This window comes from Kordiimonas lipolytica (genome assembly GCF_042651265.1).
Lineage (GTDB): Bacteria > Pseudomonadota > Alphaproteobacteria > Sphingomonadales > Kordiimonadaceae > Kordiimonas > Kordiimonas lipolytica.
Map to the genome: position 1 here is coordinate 68,198 of NZ_JBHSCR010000007.1, position 24,519 is coordinate 92,716.

Genomic DNA, 24,519 nt, shown 5'->3' on the forward strand with positions numbered 1-24,519 from the left:
TACCCGGATACTGTTAAAAGGCCCCGGTAGCCCATGAATGTTACAATTATCAGTCCGATAGTGCCTCGAGGCAAGTTTTAGCCAATGCCTTGCTGATTTTCCGCTTATCGGCGAGTGCATTCCGGTCGATTGCGTCCACCAGATCCTTTGCTGCGGTAAAGGACCGCTCAATCCGCCTGATAATATAATCAACCACTGCAAGATCAACCTGTAACTGCCTGTCAGAAAACAGCTTTACCAAAAGGACCATCAGCAGATGGTCGTCTGGCTCCCTGATTTCCGCAACCGGCATTGTCGCCAGGCGGGACCGTAGGTCCGGCAAGGATACATCCCATAAATTCGGCGCCGCCCGGCCCGTCAGCAACAGATATCCGCCCGTTTCCTTGGCCCAGTTGAATAGGTGAAACAGGGTTTCATCCTTGCGGTCCGGCGCGTCTGCGCCGTCCACTAAAACATTGCTGCCGGGTGGGATAGTGCCCACTTCATCCGCGGCATTGACCTCTAACGCCTCAGCGCGCTTCGCCCAAGCTTTGGCAAGATGGGTCTTGCCACTAGCCGCAGGCCCCACAAGCGCAATGGCATGATGCGGCCAATCTGGCCAGCCGTCGATCATGGCAAAAGCAGCTTCATTTGACGCAGACACGATAAAATCCGCCATTTCAAAGCTGGGCTTGTGCGGTAGCTCAAGCGGTATTTGTTTTGCCTGTTTTACCATTCCAAATCCTCAAAACTCATCACTCTTCCGGGCTTATTCTTTTGCGCTGACAGGCGCGATGGCCTCTGCTATCCCGTGGTGCTCCAAATATACGTCGATCCAGTACCGTACCAGCACCGCTATTGCGGCGGCTGCCGGGACGGCGATCAGAACGCCCACAAAACCCATCACTTCACCGCCCGCGAACACCGCAAACAGAACCCACACAGGGTGCAGGCCAACACGGTCCCCGATCAGCTTCGGTGTGAGGAACGAGCCTTCAATGACCTGAACCACCAGGAACACACTGGCCACCAGGGCCAGCTGCACAGGGTCCATGCCCCACTGCCCGACACCCATTGCAACTGCAACCGCCGCTGCGAACAAAGCGCCCACGAACGGCACAATGGACATAACGCCCGCTAGAACGCCAAGGAGAATTGCAAAATCCAGCCCGACGGCAGACCAGCCAATGGCATACAGAATACCCATGATTGTGCTGACCATCAGTTGTCCACGCACGAAACCGGCCAGAACAGTATCAACATTCGTGGCCAAAGCACGCACCACTTCACTGCCGGAAGGCGGCAGCCAGCTATCCACCTTAGCAACCAGCAAGTCCCAGTCCCTAAGCAGATAGAATGCGACGACGGGAGAAATCAGCATCAGGGACAGGATGTTGAACACCGCCAGTCCGCTTTTCAGAATACTGCCCGCGCCGTCCTTGACACGCGCGAGCAACTCATCGCTGAAGGAGGCCAACATACTATCTACATCGCCAGCAACATCCTGTCCGAACCTGTCGCTGAGCGTCTGCAATACATCGTTTAGCCATGGCCTGAGGCCCGCCAGCGTTTGTGGCAGGCTTTTGGAAATGGCAGCAATCTGCGACTGCAGGATCGGCCAGAAAGCCAGCACAACGCCGACAATCACAAGGAAGAACACGGCAATCACAAGGCCCGCAGCCGCACCGCGCGGTACCTTTAAGGCTTCCAGTCGGTCAGCGATCGGGTCAAGGAAATAGGCCACGGCCAGACCGGCCAGGAACGGTAACATGACGCCTTTTGTCAGATAGATAAACAGCACGACAACGGCTGTTGAGCCGATCCAGAACCATTTGTTCATTGTGTCCCCCTCGTCTTATTCAGGCCTATTGGTCTGCCTCTTCGCCTCTCAGGGCCAGCAGCTGAGAGTCTCCATAGGTGCTGAGCGCCAGGCCCGCGTACCTGAGAGCCAGCACGAGCTGATCTTCCCGGCCGGTATAGCGGAACTGTACTCGGCTGAACGGCAGTCCGATTTCAAGCTGTTCCACATCCCCCACCAGGCTGACGTCGGACAGTCTGGACATCACTTGATTGTATGCCCCAAGCTCAGTTGATGAAACCATCACATCGAGTACACCGCCCTGCCCGGTGTCGACCAACAACTGCGCGCGCCACGCGCTGTCGATCTCATCCAGTGCCGCCTCATACATGGCGGCAATTGCACTTTCTTCGCCTGCCGCGCTGACAATGCTTCCCTCGCCAACGATATTGCCGTCGGTGTTGAGGAAGCGGTAGTCGAGCACACCGCCCCTACCGGGCTCCATATGCCAGCGGGAGGAAAGGATGAGCGCAGAGCGCACATCATAAAGGCGGGCAAGTGCAAGCACATCCCGCGGCTCCAAATGGGCGACCTCTTCATAGGTCAGTCGGGCCCGTTCCTTCATTTCTCCGCGCGGGAAAACATATTGCCGGATGCGGTTCAGCCAGTCGACCCGCGACCGCGCAGCGGCAAGCGTGGCGTCCTCTTCCCACAAAAGGTCTTCTAATCCACGGCTATGGGCATGCACCACAAGAATACCGCGCCCTGTGCCAAGCACATGCGGTACCTTGTACTGGGCCAGAAACTGGCTGACCAGGCCGGGCTCAAACCGCACATCCAGCGTGGCAAGATAGCGCCGGGAAGATGATTGCTCCTCCACTACCTCAATGCCGCTGATCATGGCCTGAATTTCCCGGGCGCTGAGTGTCGGCAGCTTGTCGCGGCCTTCAGGCTGGGTCAATTTCCCAAGCAGTTTCTCATACGCAAGCTGTTCCGCCTTGGCGAGAGCCACGCGCCGGGCTTCGCTTGCGCGACTGGCCGTTTCATCGACTTTAACCGCCTGAATGGTGAAAAGGCGATCGAGCGGATCTTCCTTTTCCTGCGCCCATGCAGCAACACTTGCCGCGAAAACGCCAGCCAATGCTGCAAAAATACAGAAAAGACGGTTATTTCCCAAAAGCTTGCGCATAAATACTTTCATAACTGATCCGGCGCCACTATAACGCGCTTGAAATCAAATGCCATAGGGTCTTAGGCTTGCAATCAAATTAGCCCAATTTGTGGCCACCCGCTGGATGAAATCATAGAATGGCGCCCATGCAACAAGGCGTCAGAAACGCTTGGAAGACGAAACGTGAGCGCCCAAAAAGACCAGAACGATTCATACACCTATAAGCAGGCTGGCGTGGACATCGACGCCGGTGAGGCTCTTGTTGAGAACATCAAGCCACTGGCGGCTTCCACCCGCCGTTCTGGCGCCGACGCGTCTCTGGGCGGCTTTGGCGGCCTTTTTGACCTCAAGGCCGCAGGCTTCAATGACCCGATCCTCGTAGCCGCAAATGACGGCGTGGGCACCAAGCTGAAGGTTGCCATCGACGCTGGCATTCATGACACAGTGGGCATTGACCTTGTCGCCATGTGCGTGAACGATCTGGTGGTCCAGGGCGCTGAACCCTTGCTGTTCCTTGATTATATGGCAACAGGACACCTTGATGTCGCGCAGATGACTGACGTGGTGGCTGGCATTGCTGAAGGCTGCCGCCAGGCCGGTTGCGCTCTCATCGGCGGTGAAACGGCTGAAATGCCGGGTATGTACCAGGGCGGCGACTATGACCTCGCAGGCTTCAGCGTGGGCGCCGCGGAACGGGGCACCCTTCTGGATGGCTCCACAGTTGCCGAAGGTGACGTGCTTTTGGGGCTGGCATCTAACGGCACACATTCGAACGGCTATTCCCTGATCCGCCGGATCGTTGAAGACAAAGGCCACAAGTATTCTGACGCATCCGGCTTCGGCGCTGGTACGCTGGGCGAAGAACTGCTGGCGCCAACCAAGATTTATGTCAAAAGCTGCCTCGCGGCTGTGAAGGCCGGCTACGCCAAGGCCTTCTCCCACATTACTGGCGGCGGTTTCCTTGAGAACATCCCACGCGTCATGCCAAGGGACACGCTGGCTGAAGTCTACACCGGCACATGGGAACTGCCTGGCGTGTTTAACTGGCTGCGCGAGCAAGGCAACATCAAGGCATCTGAAATGTCCCGCACCTTCAACTGCGGCATCGGCATGGTTGTTGTTGTGGCGGCAGAGCACGCAGACGCGGCGAAGGCCCTGCTGGAAGAGCATGGTGAAACGGTCTACACCGTCGGCCACATCACCAAAGGCGACGGCAAGCCGAAATGCCGCGTGAGCGGGAAAGCCGGCACCTGGGGCGCAGACGCTGACTGGTCCGCCATCACAGGCGAAGGATAAGGCATGGCTAAACTACGTCTTGGTGTAATGATTTCTGGCAGCGGCACGAACCTGCAGGCGTTGATTGACGCCTGCTCAGGCCCGGATTACCCAGCGGAAATCATGGTCGTTATCTCAAACCGCCCAGGTGTACGCGGGCTGGAGCGTGCCGAACAGGCTGGTCTCAAGGCGGTAACGATTGATCACAAGGCTTATGAGGACAAAGAGACGTTCGAAGACGCCCTGCATGATTGCCTGAGCGAGCATAATGTAGAACTTGTCTGCCTTGCAGGCTTTATGCGGCTTCTTACATCCGGCTTCGTCAACCGCTGGCGCGACCGCATGATCAATATCCACCCGTCCCTGCTGCCGTCCTACAAGGGGCTGCACACCCATGCCCGCGCGCTCGAAGACGGTGTTCGCTTTGCTGGTTGCACCATCCATTATGTGCGCCCGGAAATGGATAATGGCCCGATCATCATGCAGGCGGCTATCCCGATTGATGCGGATGAGACCGAAGAAAGCCTGATCGCCAAGACGCTGACCTATGAGCACAAGATGTACCCGGCTGCCGTTAAGCTGATTGCACAGGGCAAGGTAAGGGTCGCTGGTAATAAGGTGGCCTTCAAGGACACTGACATGGGCGATACAGGCATCATCAGCCCGCTGCCCTAAAGCACTGTTATAATAGGATTATTCGAAGACCGTCTCGACCCTGACAGGCGGTCTTTTTCGTTTGCCATGCACGATCAAATGGGCAATCCAGCCATTCAGAAGTGTGATCATCGCAAAATAGCCAAGAAAGTACACGTCCCGAACATACAGGGCCTTTGCAGCAACATCGCCATCTGTAATCACGATTAGCATGACAAGGAATGCCAGAAAGCTAGCCAGAATATAGGCTGGCTTGGAAAAGCGAGGGAATTTAGAAATCCCGTATCCTAGAGGCACCCCCAATACCATCATTAAAACAAGTCCAGTAACACCGACGCCTAGCGATATACTGAATAGCGTTTCAGCCTCCAGAAAGAAGCCAGCGATGAGGTTTATACTGCTAGGCTCAAGTTCGGTCTGGCCTAGCAAAACAATCAGATTGCTGATCAGCCAGTAGAACAAGCCTACAACAGTTGCAGACCCAAGAGGAGCGACAAACCCCGCCAAAATCGCTCGTTTCCAATGCCAATCGTGCTCGTACATCTGTCGCTGTTCCTCCCACAATGCCAACCTTGCCCCAAAATGAGGCAATTATTGGGGCAAGAGGCGATCGAGAAGCGTTTTTGTTAGTCGCCAATAAAATCCCCCAATCCGCGATTGTACCATGCGACAAATTCGGCGAAATCAAGTGAGCCGCTGCCATCCAGATCAAGTCGGTCGAAATGCTTCGGCTGGGGTGCAATAGCGCCACCCGGAAATTCCCCAATCATGAAGCGTTTTAATTTTTCAGCCTTGATGAAGAGCCGCCCTTGCGGGTTGGTGGAGTTCGGATTCTTACAAGCCTCTGGCAACTCGCCCCATACAGTATTTGTGGTGTCATTCTGCAGCGTTGCGTTCTTCCCTCGCCACACGCTAACATCTTCCTTTGTCTCGTCATAGGTCAGCAGTCCATCGCCATCTGCATCTTTCAGCATGAAGTCACGCTGGATTTCATAAAGTACCGGAATGCGTTTGCTTTGCCCAAGTTCGGTCAGGGTCAATTGGTTGTCTGCATTGGTATCGAGCTCAAGGAACTCCCGGGCGCGTTGTGTGTCGCCGATCTCACCAAGCGCCTGGAAACAAGTTTGCGCCAAGCCTTCCCGATGTAATGCTCGGGCATCTTCGGTTGGGATAATGACACCGACCCCAACCTTCATCATCACAGTCTCGCCTTCCGTGCCCAAACCATCGGAAACTGTTCCTCGGCTTACTATGCTTTTGACAAACTCATCTTGGGTCAAACGCTCGTCACCGTTGGTATCGCTTTTGTCGAAATAGAGATGTAACAGCGGGTTTTCCTGCTCCCACCCCGCAGCCATCATGCGGCTAAAGGCTTGGTTTGCCTTGAGTAATTCACTATGTGACGCCGTCAGGCGATCATTTTGCTCTAGGGACGAAATTGCAACATAGGTTGCGCCTACGGCTGCGATACAGGACGCGAACAGCGCGCCATACAGCCAATGCCTGCGCCCCCGTGAGAAGCCGCCACGATCCAGATAAACGTCAATGGCACACCTTAGCACCTCGCTTGCCGTTCGCTCGTCTGCCTTACAGGCATCCATGAACTGCTGCTTGGTTTCATGAGGCACCCTGATCTCGATGGCTTCAGATTTCTTTTCAGGCCGCGTCATCTCTTCATTCTGCTTCGACATTCAAATTCCCCCAAATTTCCAGAAGGTTAGTTCAGTGAGCCAATGAAAGGAACGCTAATGTTGCCCTGGACTACAATCACGTATTTTCCTGCCGAGAACATTCCATAATCGTGTCCTGGCAGCCTGAAGCTCCTGTCCGGACATGGCCAAAAGCTGTCCAAAACGAAAAAGGGCCGCCCAAATGGACGACCCTTCTATTGCAGGAAACCCTGCGTGCCCAGTTAGCTCCCAGGCAGAATTCTTGTGGCTGATTAGCCTACGATCTCGTTGCCAGAGAAGAACTGAGCAATCTCGATCGCTGCGTTTTCTTCGCTGTCGGAACCGTGTACGGAGTTTTCACCGATGGACAGAGCGAATTCTTTACGAACGGTGCCTTCCGCAGCTTCAGCTGGGTTGGTGGCGCCCATTACTTCACGGTGCTTCAGAACGGCGTTCTCGCCTTCCAGCACCTGAACAACAACAGGAGCGGACGTCATGAACTCAACCAGTTCGCCGAAGAAAGGACGCTCAGCGTGAACAGCGTAGAAAGTTTTCGCTTGGTCTTCAGTCATGCGGATACGCTTCTGAGCAACAATGCGCAGGCCGTTTTTCTCGAAAATGGCGTTGATCGCACCGGTCAGGTTACGGTTGGTTGCGTCTGGTTTAATGATGGAAAAAGTACGTTGCACAGCCATGTGACTATCCCTTTAAAAAGTGGGGTTGAACTTGATTCGCGCGCCTTATAGCACAAACGAGGGCAAAGCCAAGCTTTGTCTGTGCCTGAGTGCCATCATGGCGCTGTATGGCGTTGCCTTTGCCCCTGCCCTGTGATACCTCGCCTGCCATGTTACACATCAACGACATAACCTACCGGATCGGCAACCGTGTCCTCTTTGAGGAAGCGACCGTTGGCGTGCCCGCCGGGCACAAGGTTGGTTTTGTCGGCCGGAATGGTGTCGGTAAGTCCACACTTCTCAAGATGATCCTTGGTGAGCTCAGCCCCGAAGCGGGCGAGATCAAGGTTCGGCCGACGGCGCGGGTCGGTCATGTGGGCCAGGAAGCGCCAGACGGGCCTGAAAGCCTGCTTCAGACGGTGCTGATGTCCAACAAGGAACTCACGGCCCTGCAAGCCGAGGCCGAAACTGCAACAGACCCGCACCGCATTGCAGAGATACACACACGGCTCGCTGACATTGGCGCGCATACCGCAGAAGCGCGCGCAGCCACAATCCTCTCGGGCCTAGGCTTTGATGAAGAAGCACAGGCGCGGCCGTGCCAGAGCTATTCAGGCGGTTGGCGTATGCGTGTGGCGCTGGCGTGCGTGCTCTTTAACGAGCCAGACCTGCTTCTCTTGGACGAGCCGACCAACTATCTCGACCTTGAAGGGGTGATGTGGCTTGAGAATTTCCTCAAGAACTATCCCTATACCGTGCTGATTGTCAGCCACGACCGCGACCTGTTGAACAAGGCCGTGACACACATCGTGCACCTGGAGAACCAGAAGCTGAATATCTATACCGGCGGCTATGACCGGTTCGAGGAGTTGAGGCGCGAGCAGATGGAACGCCAGATGGCGCTGAAGTCCAAGCAGGAAGCCGAACGCCGCCATATCCAGAGCTTCGTGGACCGTTTCAAGGCAAAGGCATCAAAGGCCAAACAGGCCCAAAGCCGGATCAAGGCGCTTGAGCGCATGAAGCCCATCGCCACCATGGTCGAGGAACACACGGTTCCATTCCAGTTTCCAAAGCCTGATCCGCTCTCGTCGCCGCTGATCGCGCTGGAGGGTGTTAGTGTTGGTTATGAGGCCGATAAGCCGATCCTGAAAAATCTTGAGCTCCGGATCGATATGGATGACCGTATCGCCCTTCTGGGCGCGAACGGTAACGGCAAATCCACCTTCGCAAAGTTGCTCGCTGAAAAGCTGACACCGATGGACGGCAGCATGCGCCGCCCCCGGAAGCTTACCGTTGGTTATTTCGCCCAGCATCAATTGGACGAGCTGATGCCGAAGGCCAGCCCCTTTGACCATCTGGCGAAGCTGATGCCCGATGCGATCGAGGCCAAGGTACGCGCGCGGCTTGGCTCATTCGGATTCGGCATTGAGAAAGCGGACAGGCCGGTGGAATCACTGTCTGGTGGCGAAAAGGCGCGCCTGATGTTCGCGCTGGCCACCTTCCACGCGCCGCAGCTTCTGATTCTCGACGAGCCCACCAACCACCTGGATGTGGACAGCCGCGAGGCCCTTATCCATGCGGTAAATGATTATGACGGCGCCGTTCTTCTGATCAGCCACGACCGCCATCTGGTGGAAGCCTGCGTCGACCGGCTCTGGATCGTTGAAAAAGGCGATGTAAAGCGTTTTGAGGGCGATCTCGAAGACTATAAGCAGCATCTATTGAAGGAACGCTCAGGCGAGCGATCTGAAAAGCGCGGGCAAAAGCCTGACAATCAGAAGAAGACCGCACGGCAGAATGCGGCTGAGCTCCGCCGCCAGCTGGCACCCTATCGCCGCAAGGTCGAAAAGGCTGAAGCGGCGCTCGAAAAGCTGCTGGCCGACAAGGAGAAGGTAGACAACCGCCTCGCTGACCCGCGGCTTTATGAGCCCGGCCAGGAGGACAAGGTGACCAAACTGTCAAAAATGGCCGCGGACCTTACAGCCCAGATTTCCGACGCCGAAGACGCCTGGATGGCAGCAGAGGAAGCTTTCACGGAAGCTCAAGAAGCCGTTATGGGCGAAAGCGCCGCTTGACGCCCTTCCCCATCTTCTGCTTACTGCAGGCAATCTGAGGGGAGCCTTTAACCATGACCAGTATCTTCAACCGCCTGCGCCCGGGCGCACAATTCACAGACCTTTTCGTTACGCTGTCGCTGGCGACTGTGCTGATCTGGTTTGGCCTGATGAATATCTCGGGCGCATCTGAAAGCGTGGTTGCCGGTTGGCTGGATGCCCATCCACTCCTGTCCAGGTTCGGTTTCTATAACCACGAGATCACAATTGGCCTCGGCTGCCTTCAGGCTCTGTCGGGCTTGCTGATCGTGCTGCATTCCGTACCAGAACGCGTGAAGCGCTACGCATACTGGTTCGTTGTTGCGATGTCGGCTTTTTCCCTGACACTGCTTTTTACCAACCCAGTCTGGATGAAAAGCCTTGGCGGTTTCCCAGCCATCGGTTCGGGTCAGGGCCTGATCAAATATATCGCCATCGGCGGCCTGGCCCTTTGGCGGTTACGTGTGCCGCACGCAAGCACTGTCATGCTGGTTGGGCTGATCGTCGTCCTTGGCTGGATCGGCGGCATGAAGTTCACCATTCCCGAAGCTGACGGTATCGCGCCGCTATTGAAAACCAGTCCGGTGTTCAACTGGTGGCTGCCGGTTTACTTCAGCAAGATGGGCGCGTCCTATGTGATCGGCGTTACTGAACTTGTTACCGTCTTGCTGCTGACCGGCTATTGGTGGAACAGGCATGCCTTTATGGGCGGCCTTGCATTTGCCGCCATGACCTTCATCGTCACGCTCAGCTTCATGGTGACCTTCAGCTACACATGGCACGGCGGCATGGGCGGTTTCCCATACTTGACGTCTAGCGGGCAGTTTCTGCTGAAAGACCTGCTGCTGCTGGCTGCCTGCTGCGTTCTGGGGAGCCGCTCGCAAACGTAATGCCCCAGCGGGCCCTGATATCCGACCGCACATCCTCCCGCCACGGAAGATCATAATGGGTGCCCCCCGGCACAGTCACAAAGCTGTCGTCCGCGCCAAGAACCGCCTTTAGCGCCTTCCCGGACTGATAGTCGATGATCTGGTCGTTCGTGCCGTGATAGATCACAATGTGCCCACTGGCCCTGGCCAGCTTCTGGTCATTCCGAAGTGGGTATTCAGAAAGAAGCTCAATTGGCAGGAAGGGATAGCGGCGCTCAGCTACATCAATCACGGATTTCATCGGAGCGAACAAAATGGTGTCACGCACGTCCCGGACAGCCGATACATGGCTGGCGAACGTGGTACCCATGGAATAGCCAAACACACGCACATCCCTGCCTTGGTATTGCTCAGCCGCCCAGTCGTACCAGGCTTCTGCGTCCGAAAGAAGCGCGGCCTCTGAAAGCACGCCGCGGCTCTTGCCGAAACCCCGATAATCCATTGAAAGCACGTCAAACCCCAGCTCAAGGAATGGTTCGGCGATCTCTTCCGACCAGGCAATATTACCCATATTGCCCTTGTAATAAATCACCACGCCACGCGCTGGCGTGGACGTCTTGAACAGGACACCATGCAGCGTTGCGCCCCCTTGTCCCTCAAGCCGAACTTCTTCATGCGGCGTGTTGAACGCATAAATATGCCCGTCAGGGACGGGCGCGAAGTGGAACATCAGCTTTTCTTGATAGTGGTAGATGGCAGCAGCCAGCCCCACATACAGGAAGACGGCGACGGACGATACTCTGGCAACTGCTTTCAACATAGGACACACTACTCTCTGCTTGAGGGTTCAAACGTGTCCTCCCCTTCAGTGTCAGGATAGTGCCTATCGGTAAAGAAACTGTAACCTGATGGCTGCAATGTGCGCCCAATGGCCCTACGCTATTAGCCGTATAATGCCTTGTATATCTCGGGAGAGAGCTTTTCCATCAACCGGTCGGGTTTAGCGGGTTCAGAGAAGCCAAACTTACGGTACAGAGCGTGCATATCGGCCGTAGCCAGCATGATGCGCCGAAGGCCCTGGAGTTCAGGATGCCCCATGATCACTTCCATCAACCAGACACCCAAGCCATTACCGCGCTCGCTTTCGTCAATATAAACGTCGGCAAGGTAGGCGAAGGTTGCCTTGTCCGTGATCATGCGGGCGCATCCCACCTGCCCTTTGTCGGTATGAAATAAGCCGAATGCCAGTGAATTGGTAAAGCCCTTTACGACCGTCTCCATAGGAATCCCTTGAGACCAATAGGCATTAGACAGCCAGCTGTGAACCTTTGGAAAGTCGAAATCGATGATATTGGTGCAAATATGGTAAGGCAACTTGTCGTGCTTGACACAGAAATCGCTCACGCCTTTTGCTCCCAACCGCCCTGCTCCCGCTGCTGCCAATAAGACATTTCTATACCCTTGTCCTTGAATGCCTTCCAGTCGGCCCGGGCTTCGGCAACAATGCCTTCATCCCGGCCATCGAACATATAGAGGCACCGCTCATAGGCATCCATGTCAGGGCATTTGACAGCGTCGATCAACACCAGGATTTTGGCGTCGTTCGGGTTTTCGTCAGCAGTTGTCAGATAGATCGGCTGCTCCGACGGATCGTGGCAACCTTCCTTGTCATGGGGAATAAAGCTTGCGGGATCGTAATCCCACAAGACCTTGTCGATGGTGTCCATCAGGCCCTTGCCGGGCAGCTTGACCACGGCGTTCTGACCCGTCTCATACACCTTGGCCATCAGCTGGGGCAAAGCTTGCTCCAGCGTCTGGCGTTGCAGGTGATAGAAACGGATCTCCGCCATGCGTTCTAACCTTCGTGGTTATCTGCGACGAACTTGTCCAGAAGGCGCACTCCGTAACCGGTACCGCCTTTCTCAGACAGCGGCAGGTCCTTATCGGACCAGACAGTCCCGGCGATATCGATATGACACCATGGAACATCGTTAGTGAAACGCTTCAGGAACTGTGCTGCGGTAATGGAACCAGCGCCTCGGCCGCCGATATTCTTCATGTCAGCGGTTGGGCAATCGATCAGCTTGTCATAGTTCTTGTGAAGCGGCAGGCGCCAAACCTTGTCACCAGTATCAGCGCCAGCTTTCGACAGGCCTTCAGCGAGATCGTCACTATCGGTAAAGATACCGGCGTGCTCGTGACCAAGGGAGATGATCATCGCGCCAGTCAGTGTGGCAAGGTCGATCATGAACTTCGGCTTGTAGCGGTCCTGACAGTACCAGATGGCATCTGCAAGCACCAAGCGGCCTTCGGCGTCCGTGTTCAGGACTTCGATGGTCTGGCCGGACATGGACGTAACCACGTCACCGGGCCGCTGCGCATTGCCGGAAGGCATGTTTTCAACAAGGCCCACGATGCCAACAGCATTCACTTTCGCCTTGCGGCCAGCCAGTGCTTTCATCAGACCAACGACCGTTCCGGCGCCGCCCATGTCCCATTTCATCATGTCCATGCCTTCGCCGGGCTTCAGCGAGATACCACCGGTATCGAACGTCACGCCCTTGCCAACGAAAGCGATGGGCTGCTCATCCTTATCAGCACCGTTCCAGCGCATGATGGCAAGTTTGGATTCCTTTTCGGACCCTTGGCCAACGGCCAGCAGCGCGCCCATGCCAAGCTTGGCCATTTCAGCCTCACCAAGGACTTCCACATCAATCCCGTCTGCGGACAGTTCCTGGATGCGCTCTGCAAAGCTTTCTGGGTGAAGCGTGTTGCCAGGCTCTGACACCAAATCACGCGTCAGGAAAACACCGTCCACCACAGCCTTTCGGCCAGCGAACGCGTCTGCAGCTTTTGCGTCAGCTGTTGCCACAACCACTTTCTTCAAAGTCGGTTTCTTGGCTTCAGGTTCCTTTGTGCGGTATTTGTCAAACCGGTAGGAGCGCAGAAGTGCGCCCTCTGCAATAGCGGCTGCATCAAAGCCTTCCGCAATAATTGTCGCTGTGTCGCTGCCCGAGCCCAGAAGCCCTGCCGCTGCCGCGCCGCCGAGCTCGACCATATCCAGCGCTTTCATCCCATCTTTTTTTCCCAGTCCCAGAAGCAGTACCCGCTCAGCGTCCAGGCCAGCAGGAGCAATCACCTGCAGTTTCTGGCCATTACCGCCAGTAAAGCGGGAAGACTTCATGGCTTTTGTCAGGGCGCCACCGGCGGCTTTGTCAGCCTCGGCTGCAAGCCCGGAAAGCTCTTTGTCCTTCTCAACCAGAAACACCACGGCGCCTGATGCTGGCAGATCCAATGCAGAAAACTCGATTTGCATGGGGAAATCCTCTTTTTGCTTTTCTTTCTTTGCGGCCGCACACGGTGAATATCTGTGGTGCCGCCCTCCCCCAACCTAATGCCTTGTCTTGGTTTCAGTTGCAAGCATCGCTCGCGAAATCGCCACATTTTTGAGAAAGATACAGGTCGTAGCATGTTTTTCCGTCAGCGGGTGATCAGAAAAGCCGCAAGGTCGTTGCGATAATGGGCCACACCAGCTATCAAGGCTCAAACAGTTTAGGGTGGGAAACTCCAGCAGTGTCAATTCAGTCGGCTTTCATGAACGGTCTCGCGGCAGCATGCCTTTTAGGTTCGACCGCCCTCACTACGCCCGCTCTTGCGCAGGACATCGTAAAACCTGGCGAAACAGTGGAATTCGAGGCTGATCAAATCAGCTATGATGCCGACACCGGTGAGATTGTTGCGCTAGGCCAAGTTCTTCTGAAGCGCGACGGCTATACCTTGAAAGCCGGCGAAATCCGCTACAATGAAAAGACCGGTGAAGCAGAGGCGTCTGGCGCAGTAGAGCTTGTTGCACCGAACGGTGACCGTATCCTGGCCCCGCATATTAGCCTGAGCGACTCGCTCAAACGTGCTTTCGTCGAAGATATTCGGCTAATCATGTCAGACGGCGCGCAGGTCGCTGCAGCGAGCGGCGAGCGTAACGACAACGAGACAACGCTTGAGAAAGCCGTCTACAGCCCCTGTAAGGTATGCGCCGACGGCAGCGGAAAACAGCCCTTGTGGCAACTCAAGGCCGTCAGGGTAACCCACGACCGGGAAAAACGCCGACTGTACTATAAGGATGCCACGCTCGAGATTTTAGGTATACCGGTTTTCTGGACGCCCTACTTCTCGCACCCCGATCCCACGGTTGATCGTGCCAGCGGCCTGCTTCCGATGGATATCCAAACAACCCGAAACCTTGGGTTCGTTATCGGCATTCCCTACTATCACGTCTTCAGCGACAGCAGCGATGCCACCATCACTCCAACATACACGTCGAAAGAAGGACTGCTTCTTGAAGGCGAGTATCGCCAGCACCTTGGTTTCGGCCAGTTCGAAGTTGATGGCAGCATTACCCACACGGACAAGCGGGACGACATCACCAACCTGCCAACTGGCAGCAAGGAATTCCGCGGACATATAGGTTCAGAAGGCCAGTTCAATCATTCAAAACGCTGGCGGTCCACCTATCGCCTCAACTGGGCATCAGATGATACTTACCTGCGCCGCTACGATATATCTGATGCCGATACGCTGATCAGCGAATATTTGCTGGAAGGCTTTTATGGACGATCATATGTGTCTGCCCGCACAATCGGGTTTCAGGGTCTGCGCATCGAGGATATTGCCGGTAAAACTGCCTTTGCGCTGCCACTTATTGACGCCGAATATATTCCAAACTTCAAGCCACTAGGCGGCACCGTGAAGCTACGCGGTAATGCGCTTGCCCTGCACCGTACAGACGGCCTGGACACCCAGCGGGTATCGCTGTCTGCCAACTGGCAGCGGCGTTGGATCACGCCCAAGGGCTTTGTGATCGATGCTGACGCATTGGTGCGCACTGACGCCTATAATCTGGACGATGCCAATGAACCGGATGATGTTGCATTCGCAGGCACCTTCGGTAGCGCGTCGGGAAGCGAATGGCGCAATCTTGCCCGCATCACCGGCACGGTGACCTGGCCGCTGGTGAAATTCACCGAGAACGGTTCACATACTTTGGAACCTATCGCGGAAATCACCGTTTCGCCCCGCCGCGGCACACCCGATAATATCGTAAACGAAGACAGCCGCGCGTTTGAGTTGAATGACCTGAACCTGTTTTCGGCCGAACGCGCCTCGGGCTATGACCTATGGGAGGAAGGCAGCCGCCTGACCTATGGACTCCGATGGCGGTATGATGGCACCGACTGGTCCACCGATGTGATGGTCGGTCAAAGCTGGCGCCTCAGCGGCACCGACCTTGTCTTTGCAGACGGGGCCGGCCTTGAAGGTGATGTATCGGACTTTGTCGGTCGGACGCTGATTACCTACAAGAACTGGCTTGATTTCGAACATCGCTACCGCCTGGACGAACAGTCCTTCGCGGTGCGGCGCAACGAGATCAACGTCTCAATGGCAGATGAAAAGCGCGGGCTCACCGTCGGCTACCTAAAACTGGATAGGGACCTGAACTTCATCAACCGCGAAGACCGCGAAGAAATCCGCGCCAGCGCCTTCTACCAAATTAAGGAAAACTGGCGGCTCAGTGGTGGTTTCACCCACCGTTTGACTGGCGCAACTATTGACGGCGTCACCGAGGATTCTGGTGGGGTTGAATATGACGTTGGGGTGTCCTACACCAATGAATGTATCGATCTAGGCCTAACGGTGCGCAAGACCTTCACGCGTGACCGTGACGTCGAGCCGGGAACGTCCATTCTGTTCCGGCTTAAATTAAAGAATTTGGGCTAGTGCATTAGGGTAAAACCGTCTAAAAGGCTAGCTTGTTGGGGAGCCCAATCGGGGCGGAACGAACTTTTTTATACATTGAAGAGACAGCAAAGTTTGGGCATGGCGAGAGTATTGAATACAGCAAAAAATTGGGTGCAGCGTACAATCATGGGGGCAAGCGTGGCACTTTTGGCCGCAACAGCCACCTATGGCCAGCAGCCCATTAACAGCATCGAAGTTCTCGTCAATGACGAACCGATTTCCAGCTTCGACATCAACCAGCGCCTTCGCCTTGTGATCGCTGTATCCGGCGGTGTCCAGTCCGAGCAGGAGTTCCTGAAAGTACGGGAACAAGTTATTCAGTCCATGGTGGACGAGCGCCTGCAGCTTCAGGAAGCCGCCACAGTGGAACTTGAAATCCCTGATGCCCAACTGGAAGAGTTCTTCGCTCGCCGGGCTCAAGGACTTGGTCAGTCCCCAGAACAGTTTGGACAGGCTCTTGCCGGGATCGGTTCCAGCAAACAAACCATGCTGGACCAGATGGAAGCAGAACTTGCGTGGTCCCAGTTGGTTCAAGGACGTCTTGGGTCCTTCGTCAGTGTCTCGGATGAAGAAGTTGAAGCCTATATCCAGCGTATCTACGACAACCGAGGCAAGTTTGAATACCGCCTTGCAGAGATTGTTCTGCTGGTGGATTCAACCGAGCAGGAAGCAGCGGTCAAAGCCAATGCCGAAGAGCTTGTCTCCCGTATTCGCGGCGGCGCCTCCTTCCCGGCCATTGCTCAGCAGCTTTCCGCGTCGTCTACCGCAGCGGTGGGCGGCGATATTGGCTGGATCGTGGCAGATGATCTTGATGGCCCCTACCAGACAGCCGTTGAAGAAGTAAGTGTGGGCGACGTTGCATCGCCTATCCGGACGCCAGGTGGTTACCTGATTCTCGCGGTTCGTGATCGTCGTCGTATTCTGACAGCCGACCCTCTGGATACACAGTTTTCCCTGCGCCAGCTTCACCTGACCGCTGAAAAACTGCAGGATGATGAGGCTGTTGCCAAGTTCAAGGGCGTTGCCGAAAACCTGCACACCCGCGAAACCACTTGTGGCCAGGTTCAGCAGTTGGCGACGGAGGCCGGCGCTGACGGGCCGGTCGAGATTGGCGTTCTGCGTCTTCGCGATCTACAGGGCCAGCTGCGTAGCGCTGTTGAAAGCGCTGAAATCGGCAGTGCCAGCGAATTGATGGAAATGGAAGATGGCCTCCGCGTTCTGTTCGTTTGTGACCGACAGGAACCACAAGTGCAGGAACCGGATTTCGATGCTGTCTATAACCAGTTGGAACAGCAGCGCCTGTCCATGATGGGCCGCCGCTACCTGCGTGACCTGCGTCGCGACGCCATTATCGACTACCGTTAATCGGACAAAACCAATGTCAGACAATCAGGCTTCCCAATCGGATACACGGCCGCTGGCCGTCACCATGGGGGAGCCTGCAGGCGTAGGGCCAGAGCTGATCGCGCGCCTTTGGCGCGACCGAGAATCATTGAGCTTGCCACCATTCCTTTATGTCGGCGCTGTTGAAGCTTTGCGCGTAGCGGACCCGGACTTGCCCCTTCAGCCTGTCTCCCTTGCCAAAGAAGCGCGTGATGCTTTCTCCTGCGCCCTTCCTGTGATCGACGTCAGCCTGTCTGAGCCGGTTAAGCTGGGCGAATTGAATCCAGCAAACGGGCCAGCCGTTGTTGGTGCGATTGACGCAGCATGTGATCTTGCCCTTAAAGGCGAGGTCAGCGCTATTGTTACTGCGCCAATCCATAAGGCCGCGCTGTATAAGGCGGGATTCACAGCGCCAGGGCATACAGAATATCTCGCGCGGCGCTGCGGCATGGTTGACACCGCCTCTGTAATGATGCTTGCAGCCCAGGACCTGCGCGTGGTGCCCGTGACTATTCATATTGCGCTCAAGGACGTGCCTAAAACCTTGACAGCCGATGCTATCATTCATGCCGGCATGGTAACCGACCATGACCTGAAAACCCGGTTTGGCATTGAAAAGCCACGTATCGCCGTGGCTGGGCTCAACCCGCACGCTGGCGAAGACGGCGCCATGGGCATGGAGGAGGCCACCCACATCACGCCCGCTATCTGGGCGCTTCGGGATGAAGGCGTGGATGTGACCGGTCCCCTGCCCGCCGACACGCTGTTTCACGCGGAAGCGCGCGCACGCTTTGACGCCGTTCTCTGCATGTATCACGATCAGGCCCTGATCCCGCTTAAGACGCTGGATTTCTGGGGGGGCGTGAATATCACGCTTGGCCTACCGATCATCCGCACGTCACCTGACCACGGCACGGCGCTTCAGCTTGCCGGTACGGGCGAAGCACGGACCGAAAGCATGCTCGCGGCGATCCGCAAAGCTGCTGAAATGGCCGAGAAAGCTGCGTCATGACCGATACGCTTCCACCCCTGCGCGACGTGATCCGCGAATACGACTTGCGCGCCAAAAAGTCTTTCGGCCAGAATTTCCTGCTGGACCTGAACCTGACCCGCAAGATTGCCCGAATTCCCGGCGATATTAGCGACAGCGTGATCTATGAAGTGGGCCCCGGCCCCGGCGGACTGACCCGTGGCTTGCTCGCCGAGGGCGCCAAACGCGTCGTCGCGGTCGAGATGGACCCCCGCTGCCTCGACGCGCTGGCAGACATATCAGCCGCCTATGACGGTCGCCTGACCGTGCATCAGGGGGATGCCCTAAAGATGGACGAACAGGAACTTCTGGCCCCAAAAGAAGGTGAGAAAATGCGCATCGCGTCCAACCTTCCCTATAACGTGGGAACACTGCTGCTGATCAAGTGGCTAACGCTTGATGAATGGAAGCCCTGGTTTACCTCACTCACGCTGATGTTCCAGCGAGAAGTCGCTGACCGTATCGTCGCCCAGCCGCGCACCAAGGCCTATGGGCGACTCTCCGTCCTGGCGCAATGGCGCGGCAAGGTACGGATCGCGCTTAATGTGCCCGCAGCGGCCTTTACGCCGCCACCCAAGGTCGCAAGTGCTGTCATCCATTATGAGCCAACCGAGCCAATCGATCCGGAGGTAAAGCTGAAAGATCTTGAACTGGTAGTCGAAAAAGCCTTCGGCCAGCGCCGCAAGATGCTGCGGGCCAGCCTGAAATCTCTGCCAGTAAATGCGCAGGAACTGTTGGCGATGGCAGAGATTGAAGAAACAAAGCGGGCCGAGGACTTGCCGGTGGAAGATTTTGTCCGCCTGGCAAAGTGCTATGGCGCGATGAAATCAAATCCTTAATAGGTAAAGCTGATACCTATTCCACGTCCCTGTTGGCTCGTTCGTCCATCAAACCACGGACAAATTCAGACATGCCAGGACGACGTTCACGGCGGTAGCGTTCAGCCCGGACAATAGCCTTGAGGTCTGCGTATGTTTCCTCAAGGTCGTCATTCACCAGAACATAGTCATATTCCGCCCAGTGGCTGATTTCGCTCTCGGCTTTTGCCATCCGCGCTGCGATCGTTTCAGCACTGTCTTGCCCGCGGCTTTTAAGGCGACTTTCCAGCGACGAAATAGACGGCGGAAGGATAAAAATTCGAACAAGGTCGATTGCTTTGGAACTGGACATCAGCTGCTGTGTGCCCTGCCAATCAATATCGAAAATCACGTCCTTGCCCCACAACAGTGCTTGTTCTACGGGCTCTCGCGGCGTGCCATATTTGTTACCAAACACCGTCGCATACTCAAGAAGCTTGTCGTCTTCGACCATCTCATCAAACCGCTCGTGGCTCATGAAATAATAGTCTTTGCCGTCCACTTCCCCGGGGCGTGGTTCACGGGTGGTCGCAGAAACAGACATCACCACGTCCTTGTCGTCTTGTAACAAGCGACGTGTAAGCGTGGTTTTCCCGGCACCTGATGGCGACGACATGACAAGCATAAGCCCCCGACGGCTATGGACAGACTTGTGTGGCATTCATCCCTCTAATATTCTGTTTTTATTCAATATTTTGTATCTGCTCACGGAACTGATCAATCAGTGCCTTAAGCTCAAGGCCTATTTGCGTCAGGGCGGTGTCGCTGGATTTGGAACACAAGGTGTTGGCTTCCCGGTTGAATTCCTGACACAGGAAATCCAGCTTGCGCCCCACTGGCTTATCGCTTGCGAGCAGTGCGCTCGCTTCAACCACATGGCTGTCCAGTCGGTCAAGTTCTTCCTGCACGTCAGCCTTGACTGCCATCGTGGCCAGTTCCTGCGCAATGCGGTCTTCCGGTACCGGCTTATCAATACTCTCAAGCTTTGCCAGTTGCTGACGGAAACGTGTGTGCATGGCCTCCAGCCGGTCACCGGACACGGCACGGGCCTCGGTGGCCAGTCGTGCTATATCCGCCAACTGCGTTTCCAGAATGGTGCCCATGCGCGCGCCCTCGTCTGCGCGGGCAGCCTTCAAATCTGCCACGACAGCTTTGAGGTCTGTCAGCAGCACACCTTCAAGCGCTGTGCGCTCTTCTTCTGTCATGTCGCGGGATGTGAGGTCCACCACGCCTTTGATGGACAAAAGCCCATCAATGCTGGCCTTCTCCACCCCCGGCACGTCTGCGAAGCGCGATGCGACGTCAATCAGCGCCTGAAGGCGTTCTTCATTCACCACGAAGCTGGCATCGTCGCCGTCGCGTTCAACATTCAAGCTGATATAGACGGACCCACGGGCGAGCATGCCGGATACGGCTTTCTTGATGGCCAGGTCAAAACCGTCAAGGAAGGATGGCAGCTTGGCGCGTACCTCAAGCCCCTTGTTGTTGACGCTTTTGACTTCCCAGTTCCAGCGAAACCCAACGTCTGCGCCGGCCCCACGGGCAAATCCTGTCATGCTGTTAAGCGGCATATACTGCTCCTAATGGCTCCTCAGGGGCTGCACTATAATGCCCCGAGCGCCAATGGGCAGCCCTAATTTGTCGTTTAGTGGAATTTCCTACCGTGAGTCGCGTTCAATCTGGCGCCAACGCGCCACGTTGCGGTTGTGTTCGTCCAGAGTGCTTGCAAAAGCGTGGCCGCCAGTACCATCCGCTACAAAGTAAAGGTATGGCACATCAGCCGGATTCATAACAGCTTTGATGGACTCCCTGCCCGGGTTGGCTATGGCCGTCGGCGGCAGGCCGGACACGCGGTAGGTATTATAGGGCGTCATGGCCCTTAGGTCGGCCCGGCTGATGGGACGGTCGAGCGCCGTACCGCCTGTGATGCCATATATAACTGTGGGGTCCGATTGCAGGCGCATGCCTTTTCTAAGCCTGTTGATGAACACAGCTGCCACAAGGGGGCGCTCGCTCGGTACAGCGGTCTCTTTTTCGACAATCGAAGCCATAACAAGCGCCTCCTCGACGGATGCAAACGGAAGGTCTGCGTCGCGCACTTCCCATGCCGCTAGCAACGCTTCTGTCATGGCATTTTTCATGCGTTCAACGACGGCCACGGCACGATCGCCCCGTTCATAGAAATAGGTATCAGGCAAAAGGCTGCCTTCGACCGGTGCCGTGAGCCCGTCAAGATCAAGGCCGTAGGCGCCCTTCAAAATATCCATCACTTCGGATACCGACTGCCCTTCAGGGATTACCAGCCGATGCAGGTACACGTCTCGCTTTCGAATCTGCGTAAGCGTTTGTTCAAGAGTTTGCCCGGGAAGCACTTCATACTCGCCAGAAAGCAGACTTCGGTCCATGCCTTTCAGGCGGACAATCAAATTGAAGTGCCAGGCTGCCCCTACAAGACCGACATCGTGAGCCAACCGGGAAACACGCTTCACCCCCATACCTGGCTCAATATACAGATACTGTGGTTCCGCGCGCAGGGAGGGTGTGTGCGCCAAATGGCGAACCATCCCTGCCCCCGTTGCTATTAAAACAACAAGAACACCAAGGCCCAGAATACAGGCATGAAAAAACCGGCTTTCGATCATGCCAAGCAGCCTATCAGGCAGCGCGCAATCTCAAAAGCCGGTCTTTAATTCTTCAAAGCGCTTAATCAGTCGCCGTTGTATTCCCGCATCACCAGCGACGCGTTAGTACCGCCGAAGCCAAAGCTGTTTGACAGTGCAGCCTTTACATTCCGCTCTTGCGCCTCAAGCGCCACAAGATCAATACCGTCGCAGCCCTCTGCCCGCTCATGCAGGTTCAGGGTTGGCGGCACCACATTGTCAGTGATGGACTTGATGCAGAAAATGGCCTCAACTGCGCCCGCAGCCCCAAGAAGGTGACCGATAGAGGACTTGGTAGAAGACATGGCAATCTTGTCGGCCGCGTCACCGAGCAGGCGCTTCACCGCACCGAATTCGATCGGGTCGCCGACCGGCGTGGAAGTGCCGTGAGCGTTAATATAATCCAGATCACCTGGCGCCATGCCGGCCCGCTTGAGTGCAGCTTCCATGGCGCGGTAACCACCGTTGCCATCTGGCGCTGGGGCTGTCACATGGTAGCCGTCACCGGACATGCCGTAACCAACGATCTCAGCATAGATTTTCGCGCCGCGCTTTTTCGCGTGTTCAAGTTCCTCAAGTACAACGACACCAGCGCCTTCACCCATAACGAAGCCGTCATGGCCCTTGTCCCAAGGGCGGGACGCGGCACTCGGATCGTCGTTGTAATGCGTAGACAATGCTTTCGCCTGACAGAAACCAGCATAGCCGATGCCGCAGATAGACGCCTCTGTGCCACCGGCAACCATTACGTCCGCGTCATCAAGCGCGATAATACGTGCAGCATCACCGATTGAGTGTGCGCCCGTTGAACACGCTGTTACAGCGGCGTGATTCGGGCCTTTGAAACCATACTTGATGGACACATTGCCCGACGCCAGGTTGATGATGGACCCTGCAATGAAGTGTGGGCTCACACGGCGAACGCCGCGCTCATGCAGCACGAGAGACGTGTCAGAAATCCAGCGCAGGCCACCAATGCCCGCACCGATCATGACACCCGTGCGCAGGCATTCTTCTTCCCCAGGCTCTTCCCAGCCGGCGTCGCGGACGGCCTGGATGGCTGCTGCCATGCCGAAGATGATAAAATTATCAACCCGGCGCTGATCTTTTGGCTCCATCCATTCGTCTGCGTTGAAAGTGTCGCCCGAGCCATCGCCCAGCTTCACTTCACAACCGATTTTGCAAGGGTAGCCTTCGGTATCGAACAAGGTCACCGGCCCAGCGCCAGAATGTCCCTCAATCAGTCGTTTCCAGGTGCCGTCTACGCTATCGGAAAGCGGAGACACCATACCCAAACCAGTAACAACGACACGTCTCATCGGTAATCCTTTATTTCTATCATTCAGCCCAAAGTCTGACAGAAAATGAAAAAGGGCAACAGCCTAACCAAGTGGCCCGGCCGTTGCCCTTTCTAATAGCAGATTCAGCTTAGGAATTCGCGCTAATAAAGTCGATAGCGTCTTTCACAGTCTGAATTTTTTCAGCTGCATCGTCCGGAATTTCAATACCGAACTCTTCTTCGAACGCCATAACCAGCTCAACGGTATCAAGGCTGTCAGCGCCCAGGTCGTCGATGAAGCTAGCTGTGTCGGTTACTTTATCTTCGTCAACACCCAGGTGCTCGACTACGATTTTTTTCACCTTATCGGCGATTTCGCTCATTGCTCTTTTCCTCGTTTTTAACCCGATAAAAAAAGGGGATTATCCCTTAATCAAAACCCCTTGTTGCGGAAATCCTAGCAATCTGAGCCAGATCGCCCGCATCGAGGGCGCTAGTAACACAGTTTCTTCCCTTTGAGAAGCCTCTGTTATGCTTTTGTCGCCGTAGCCACAAAATCGTGATTTGGGAAAATCCCAATTAAGTCATTGCCAGCCCGCCGTTCACGTGGAGCGTTTGGCCGGTAACATATTTTGCTTCTGGGCTCGCCAAATACAAGACCGCAGATGCAATATCTTCGGGCTCCCCTAGATCGCCAGATGGAATTCCACTGGTGATGGCAGCTTTTTGCTCGTCTGTGAGCACATCAGTCATTGGCGTGCCGATAAAGCCTGGCGCGACACAGTTCACTGTAATACCGCGGCTTGCGAGCTCTGCCGCCAATGCCTTGGACATGCCAATCATGCCCGCCTTTGACGCGCAATAGTTGGCCTGCCCCGGATTGCCGGTCACGCCAACGACGCTGGTGATATTCACCACACGGCCCCAACGAGACTTCATCATGCCCCGCATCAGCGCCTTGATAAGACGGAAGGATGATTCCAGGTTAACCTGCATCACGCTGTCCCAGTCGTCATCTTTCATGCGCATGGCCAGATTGTCTTTTGTGATACCAGCGTTATTGACCAGGATATCCACGCCGCCCATGGCTTCTGCAGCGTCCTTGGCAAGCTGATCGACGCTCGCACGATCAGAAAGGTTCGCTGCAATCACATGTACGCGATCGCCAAGCTCTGCTTTCAGTTCTTCAAGCTTTTCGGCACGTGTGCCGGAAATGGCCACTTCCGCGCCTGCAGCGTGCAGGCTTTTGGCAATCGCGGCACCAATGCCGCCGGTGGCGCCAGTTACAAGCGCCTTCTTGCCTTCAAGATTAAACATAATAACTCCCCTGA

Annotated in this window: 24 protein-coding genes; 8 read left to right on the plus strand and 16 right to left on the minus strand. The window is 55.8% G+C overall.

All coding sequences use genetic code 11. The annotated features are described in order from the left end of the window. Positions 1-49: 49 nt before the first annotated feature. Genes ACFO5Q_RS10355 through ACFO5Q_RS10365 form a run of 3 tightly spaced genes read right to left on the minus strand, consistent with a single transcriptional unit; the run spans position 50 to position 2,966 of the window. Positions 50-715: a P-loop NTPase family protein gene (locus ACFO5Q_RS10355; protein WP_068145892.1), complete on the minus strand. Its 666-nt coding sequence runs from the start codon at positions 713-715 to the stop codon at positions 50-52. 33 nt (positions 716-748) lie between these two features. Beyond that, positions 749-1,819: an AI-2E family transporter gene (locus ACFO5Q_RS10360; RefSeq protein WP_068145889.1), complete on the minus strand. Its 1,071-nt coding sequence runs from the start codon at positions 1,817-1,819 to the stop codon at positions 749-751. A gap of 25 nt (positions 1,820-1,844) precedes the next feature. Next, a complete protein-coding gene (locus ACFO5Q_RS10365; RefSeq protein ID WP_068145886.1) occupies positions 1,845-2,966 on the minus strand; it encodes a DUF2066 domain-containing protein in 1,122 nt (373 codons plus the stop codon). 165 nt (positions 2,967-3,131) lie between these two features. Here ACFO5Q_RS10365 and purM point away from each other — a divergent pair, with 165 nt between their 5' ends. Next, positions 3,132-4,244, plus strand: a complete 1,113-nt coding sequence (purM, locus tag ACFO5Q_RS10370; protein WP_068145883.1) for a phosphoribosylformylglycinamidine cyclo-ligase — start codon at positions 3,132-3,134, stop codon at positions 4,242-4,244. A gap of 3 nt (positions 4,245-4,247) precedes the next feature. Further along, positions 4,248-4,898, plus strand: coding sequence for a phosphoribosylglycinamide formyltransferase (gene purN, locus ACFO5Q_RS10375; protein ID WP_068145880.1), 651 nt, complete (start codon positions 4,248-4,250; stop codon positions 4,896-4,898). 18 nt (positions 4,899-4,916) lie between these two features. On the opposite strand, the gene ACFO5Q_RS10380 is transcribed toward purN, so the two are convergent. The 3 genes from ACFO5Q_RS10380 to ndk all read right to left on the minus strand — a co-directional run bounded on the left by ACFO5Q_RS10380 (position 4,917) and on the right by ndk (position 7,242). Beyond that, the gene (locus ACFO5Q_RS10380) at positions 4,917-5,420 is read right to left on the minus strand and encodes a hypothetical protein (RefSeq protein ID WP_068145877.1); all 504 of its coding nucleotides are present in this window, start codon (positions 5,418-5,420) and stop codon (positions 4,917-4,919) included. An 83-nt stretch (positions 5,421-5,503) separates the two neighbouring features. Further along, complete coding sequence (locus ACFO5Q_RS10385) at positions 5,504-6,568, minus strand: EF-hand domain-containing protein (RefSeq protein ID WP_068145872.1); 1,065 nt, start codon at positions 6,566-6,568, stop codon at positions 5,504-5,506. A gap of 251 nt (positions 6,569-6,819) precedes the next feature. Continuing rightward, a complete protein-coding gene (gene ndk, locus ACFO5Q_RS10390) occupies positions 6,820-7,242 on the minus strand; it encodes a nucleoside-diphosphate kinase (RefSeq protein ID WP_068145870.1) in 423 nt (140 codons plus the stop codon). Between the two features lie 149 nt (positions 7,243-7,391). On the opposite strand from ndk, the gene ACFO5Q_RS10395 reads away from it, so the two are divergent. Together ACFO5Q_RS10395 and ACFO5Q_RS10400 are read left to right on the plus strand one after the other, a co-directional pair. Then, positions 7,392-9,296 carry an ABC-F family ATP-binding cassette domain-containing protein gene (locus ACFO5Q_RS10395; protein WP_068146132.1) on the plus strand — a complete coding sequence of 635 codons (1,905 nt, stop codon included), beginning with the start codon at positions 7,392-7,394 and terminating at the stop codon, positions 9,294-9,296. Positions 9,297-9,349: 53 nt separating this feature from the next. After that, positions 9,350-10,204: a DUF417 family protein gene (locus ACFO5Q_RS10400; RefSeq protein WP_068145866.1), complete on the plus strand. Its 855-nt coding sequence runs from the start codon at positions 9,350-9,352 to the stop codon at positions 10,202-10,204. On the opposite strand, the gene ACFO5Q_RS10405 is transcribed toward ACFO5Q_RS10400, so the two are convergent. The 4 genes from ACFO5Q_RS10405 to ACFO5Q_RS10420 all read right to left on the minus strand — a co-directional run bounded on the left by ACFO5Q_RS10405 (position 10,128) and on the right by ACFO5Q_RS10420 (position 13,499). Further along, on the minus strand, positions 10,128-11,003 hold the full coding sequence (locus ACFO5Q_RS10405; RefSeq protein ID WP_068145860.1) for an alpha/beta hydrolase: 876 nt from the start codon (positions 11,001-11,003) through the stop codon (positions 10,128-10,130). The genes ACFO5Q_RS10400 and ACFO5Q_RS10405 overlap by 77 nt on opposite strands. A gap of 122 nt (positions 11,004-11,125) precedes the next feature. Further along, positions 11,126-11,587 (minus strand): GNAT family N-acetyltransferase, encoded by a 462-nt coding sequence (locus ACFO5Q_RS10410; RefSeq protein WP_082719778.1) that lies wholly within the window; start codon positions 11,585-11,587, stop codon positions 11,126-11,128. After that, positions 11,584-12,033 (minus strand): DNA polymerase III subunit chi, encoded by a 450-nt coding sequence (locus tag ACFO5Q_RS10415; RefSeq protein WP_068145858.1) that lies wholly within the window; start codon positions 12,031-12,033, stop codon positions 11,584-11,586. The genes ACFO5Q_RS10410 and ACFO5Q_RS10415 overlap by 4 nt, the downstream gene beginning before the upstream one ends. 5 nt (positions 12,034-12,038) lie before the next feature. Continuing rightward, positions 12,039-13,499 carry a leucyl aminopeptidase gene (locus tag ACFO5Q_RS10420; RefSeq protein ID WP_068145857.1) on the minus strand — a complete coding sequence of 487 codons (1,461 nt, stop codon included), beginning with the start codon at positions 13,497-13,499 and terminating at the stop codon, positions 12,039-12,041. 257 nt (positions 13,500-13,756) lie between these two features. On the opposite strand from ACFO5Q_RS10420, the gene ACFO5Q_RS10425 reads away from it, so the two are divergent. The 4 genes from ACFO5Q_RS10425 to rsmA all read left to right on the plus strand — a co-directional run bounded on the left by ACFO5Q_RS10425 (position 13,757) and on the right by rsmA (position 19,231). Further along, a complete protein-coding gene (locus tag ACFO5Q_RS10425) occupies positions 13,757-15,958 on the plus strand; it encodes an LPS-assembly protein LptD (protein WP_197420985.1) in 2,202 nt (733 codons plus the stop codon). 99 nt (positions 15,959-16,057) lie between these two features. Next, positions 16,058-17,344 carry a peptidylprolyl isomerase gene (locus tag ACFO5Q_RS10430; RefSeq protein ID WP_082719776.1) on the plus strand — a complete coding sequence of 429 codons (1,287 nt, stop codon included), beginning with the start codon at positions 16,058-16,060 and terminating at the stop codon, positions 17,342-17,344. Positions 17,345-17,357: 13 nt separating this feature from the next. Then, positions 17,358-18,374 carry a 4-hydroxythreonine-4-phosphate dehydrogenase PdxA gene (pdxA, locus tag ACFO5Q_RS10435; RefSeq protein WP_068145848.1) on the plus strand — a complete coding sequence of 339 codons (1,017 nt, stop codon included), beginning with the start codon at positions 17,358-17,360 and terminating at the stop codon, positions 18,372-18,374. Further along, positions 18,371-19,231, plus strand: a complete 861-nt coding sequence (rsmA, locus tag ACFO5Q_RS10440; RefSeq protein ID WP_068145844.1) for a 16S rRNA (adenine(1518)-N(6)/adenine(1519)-N(6))-dimethyltransferase RsmA — start codon at positions 18,371-18,373, stop codon at positions 19,229-19,231. The genes pdxA and rsmA overlap by 4 nt, the downstream gene beginning before the upstream one ends. Positions 19,232-19,247: 16 nt before the next feature. Here the strand turns inward: rsmA and gmk are convergent, their stop codons facing one another. The 6 genes from gmk to fabG all read right to left on the minus strand — a co-directional run bounded on the left by gmk (position 19,248) and on the right by fabG (position 24,505). Beyond that, on the minus strand, positions 19,248-19,865 hold the full coding sequence (gmk, locus tag ACFO5Q_RS10445) for a guanylate kinase (RefSeq protein WP_231727161.1): 618 nt from the start codon (positions 19,863-19,865) through the stop codon (positions 19,248-19,250). Positions 19,866-19,932: 67 nt separating this feature from the next. Next, positions 19,933-20,820, minus strand: a complete 888-nt coding sequence (locus ACFO5Q_RS10450) for a YicC/YloC family endoribonuclease (protein ID WP_068145839.1) — start codon at positions 20,818-20,820, stop codon at positions 19,933-19,935. An 87-nt stretch (positions 20,821-20,907) separates the two neighbouring features. Then, positions 20,908-21,813 carry an endolytic transglycosylase MltG gene (gene mltG / locus ACFO5Q_RS10455; protein ID WP_197420981.1) on the minus strand — a complete coding sequence of 302 codons (906 nt, stop codon included), beginning with the start codon at positions 21,811-21,813 and terminating at the stop codon, positions 20,908-20,910. A gap of 143 nt (positions 21,814-21,956) precedes the next feature. Beyond that, entirely contained in the window at positions 21,957-23,228 is a 1,272-nt protein-coding gene (fabF, locus tag ACFO5Q_RS10460; RefSeq protein WP_068145832.1) for a beta-ketoacyl-ACP synthase II, read from the minus strand. Positions 23,229-23,337: 109 nt separating this feature from the next. After that, complete coding sequence (locus ACFO5Q_RS10465; protein WP_068145829.1) at positions 23,338-23,571, minus strand: acyl carrier protein; 234 nt, start codon at positions 23,569-23,571, stop codon at positions 23,338-23,340. Positions 23,572-23,767: 196 nt separating this feature from the next. Beyond that, positions 23,768-24,505 carry a 3-oxoacyl-[acyl-carrier-protein] reductase gene (gene fabG, locus ACFO5Q_RS10470; protein ID WP_068145827.1) on the minus strand — a complete coding sequence of 246 codons (738 nt, stop codon included), beginning with the start codon at positions 24,503-24,505 and terminating at the stop codon, positions 23,768-23,770. Positions 24,506-24,519: the final 14 nt, after the last annotated feature.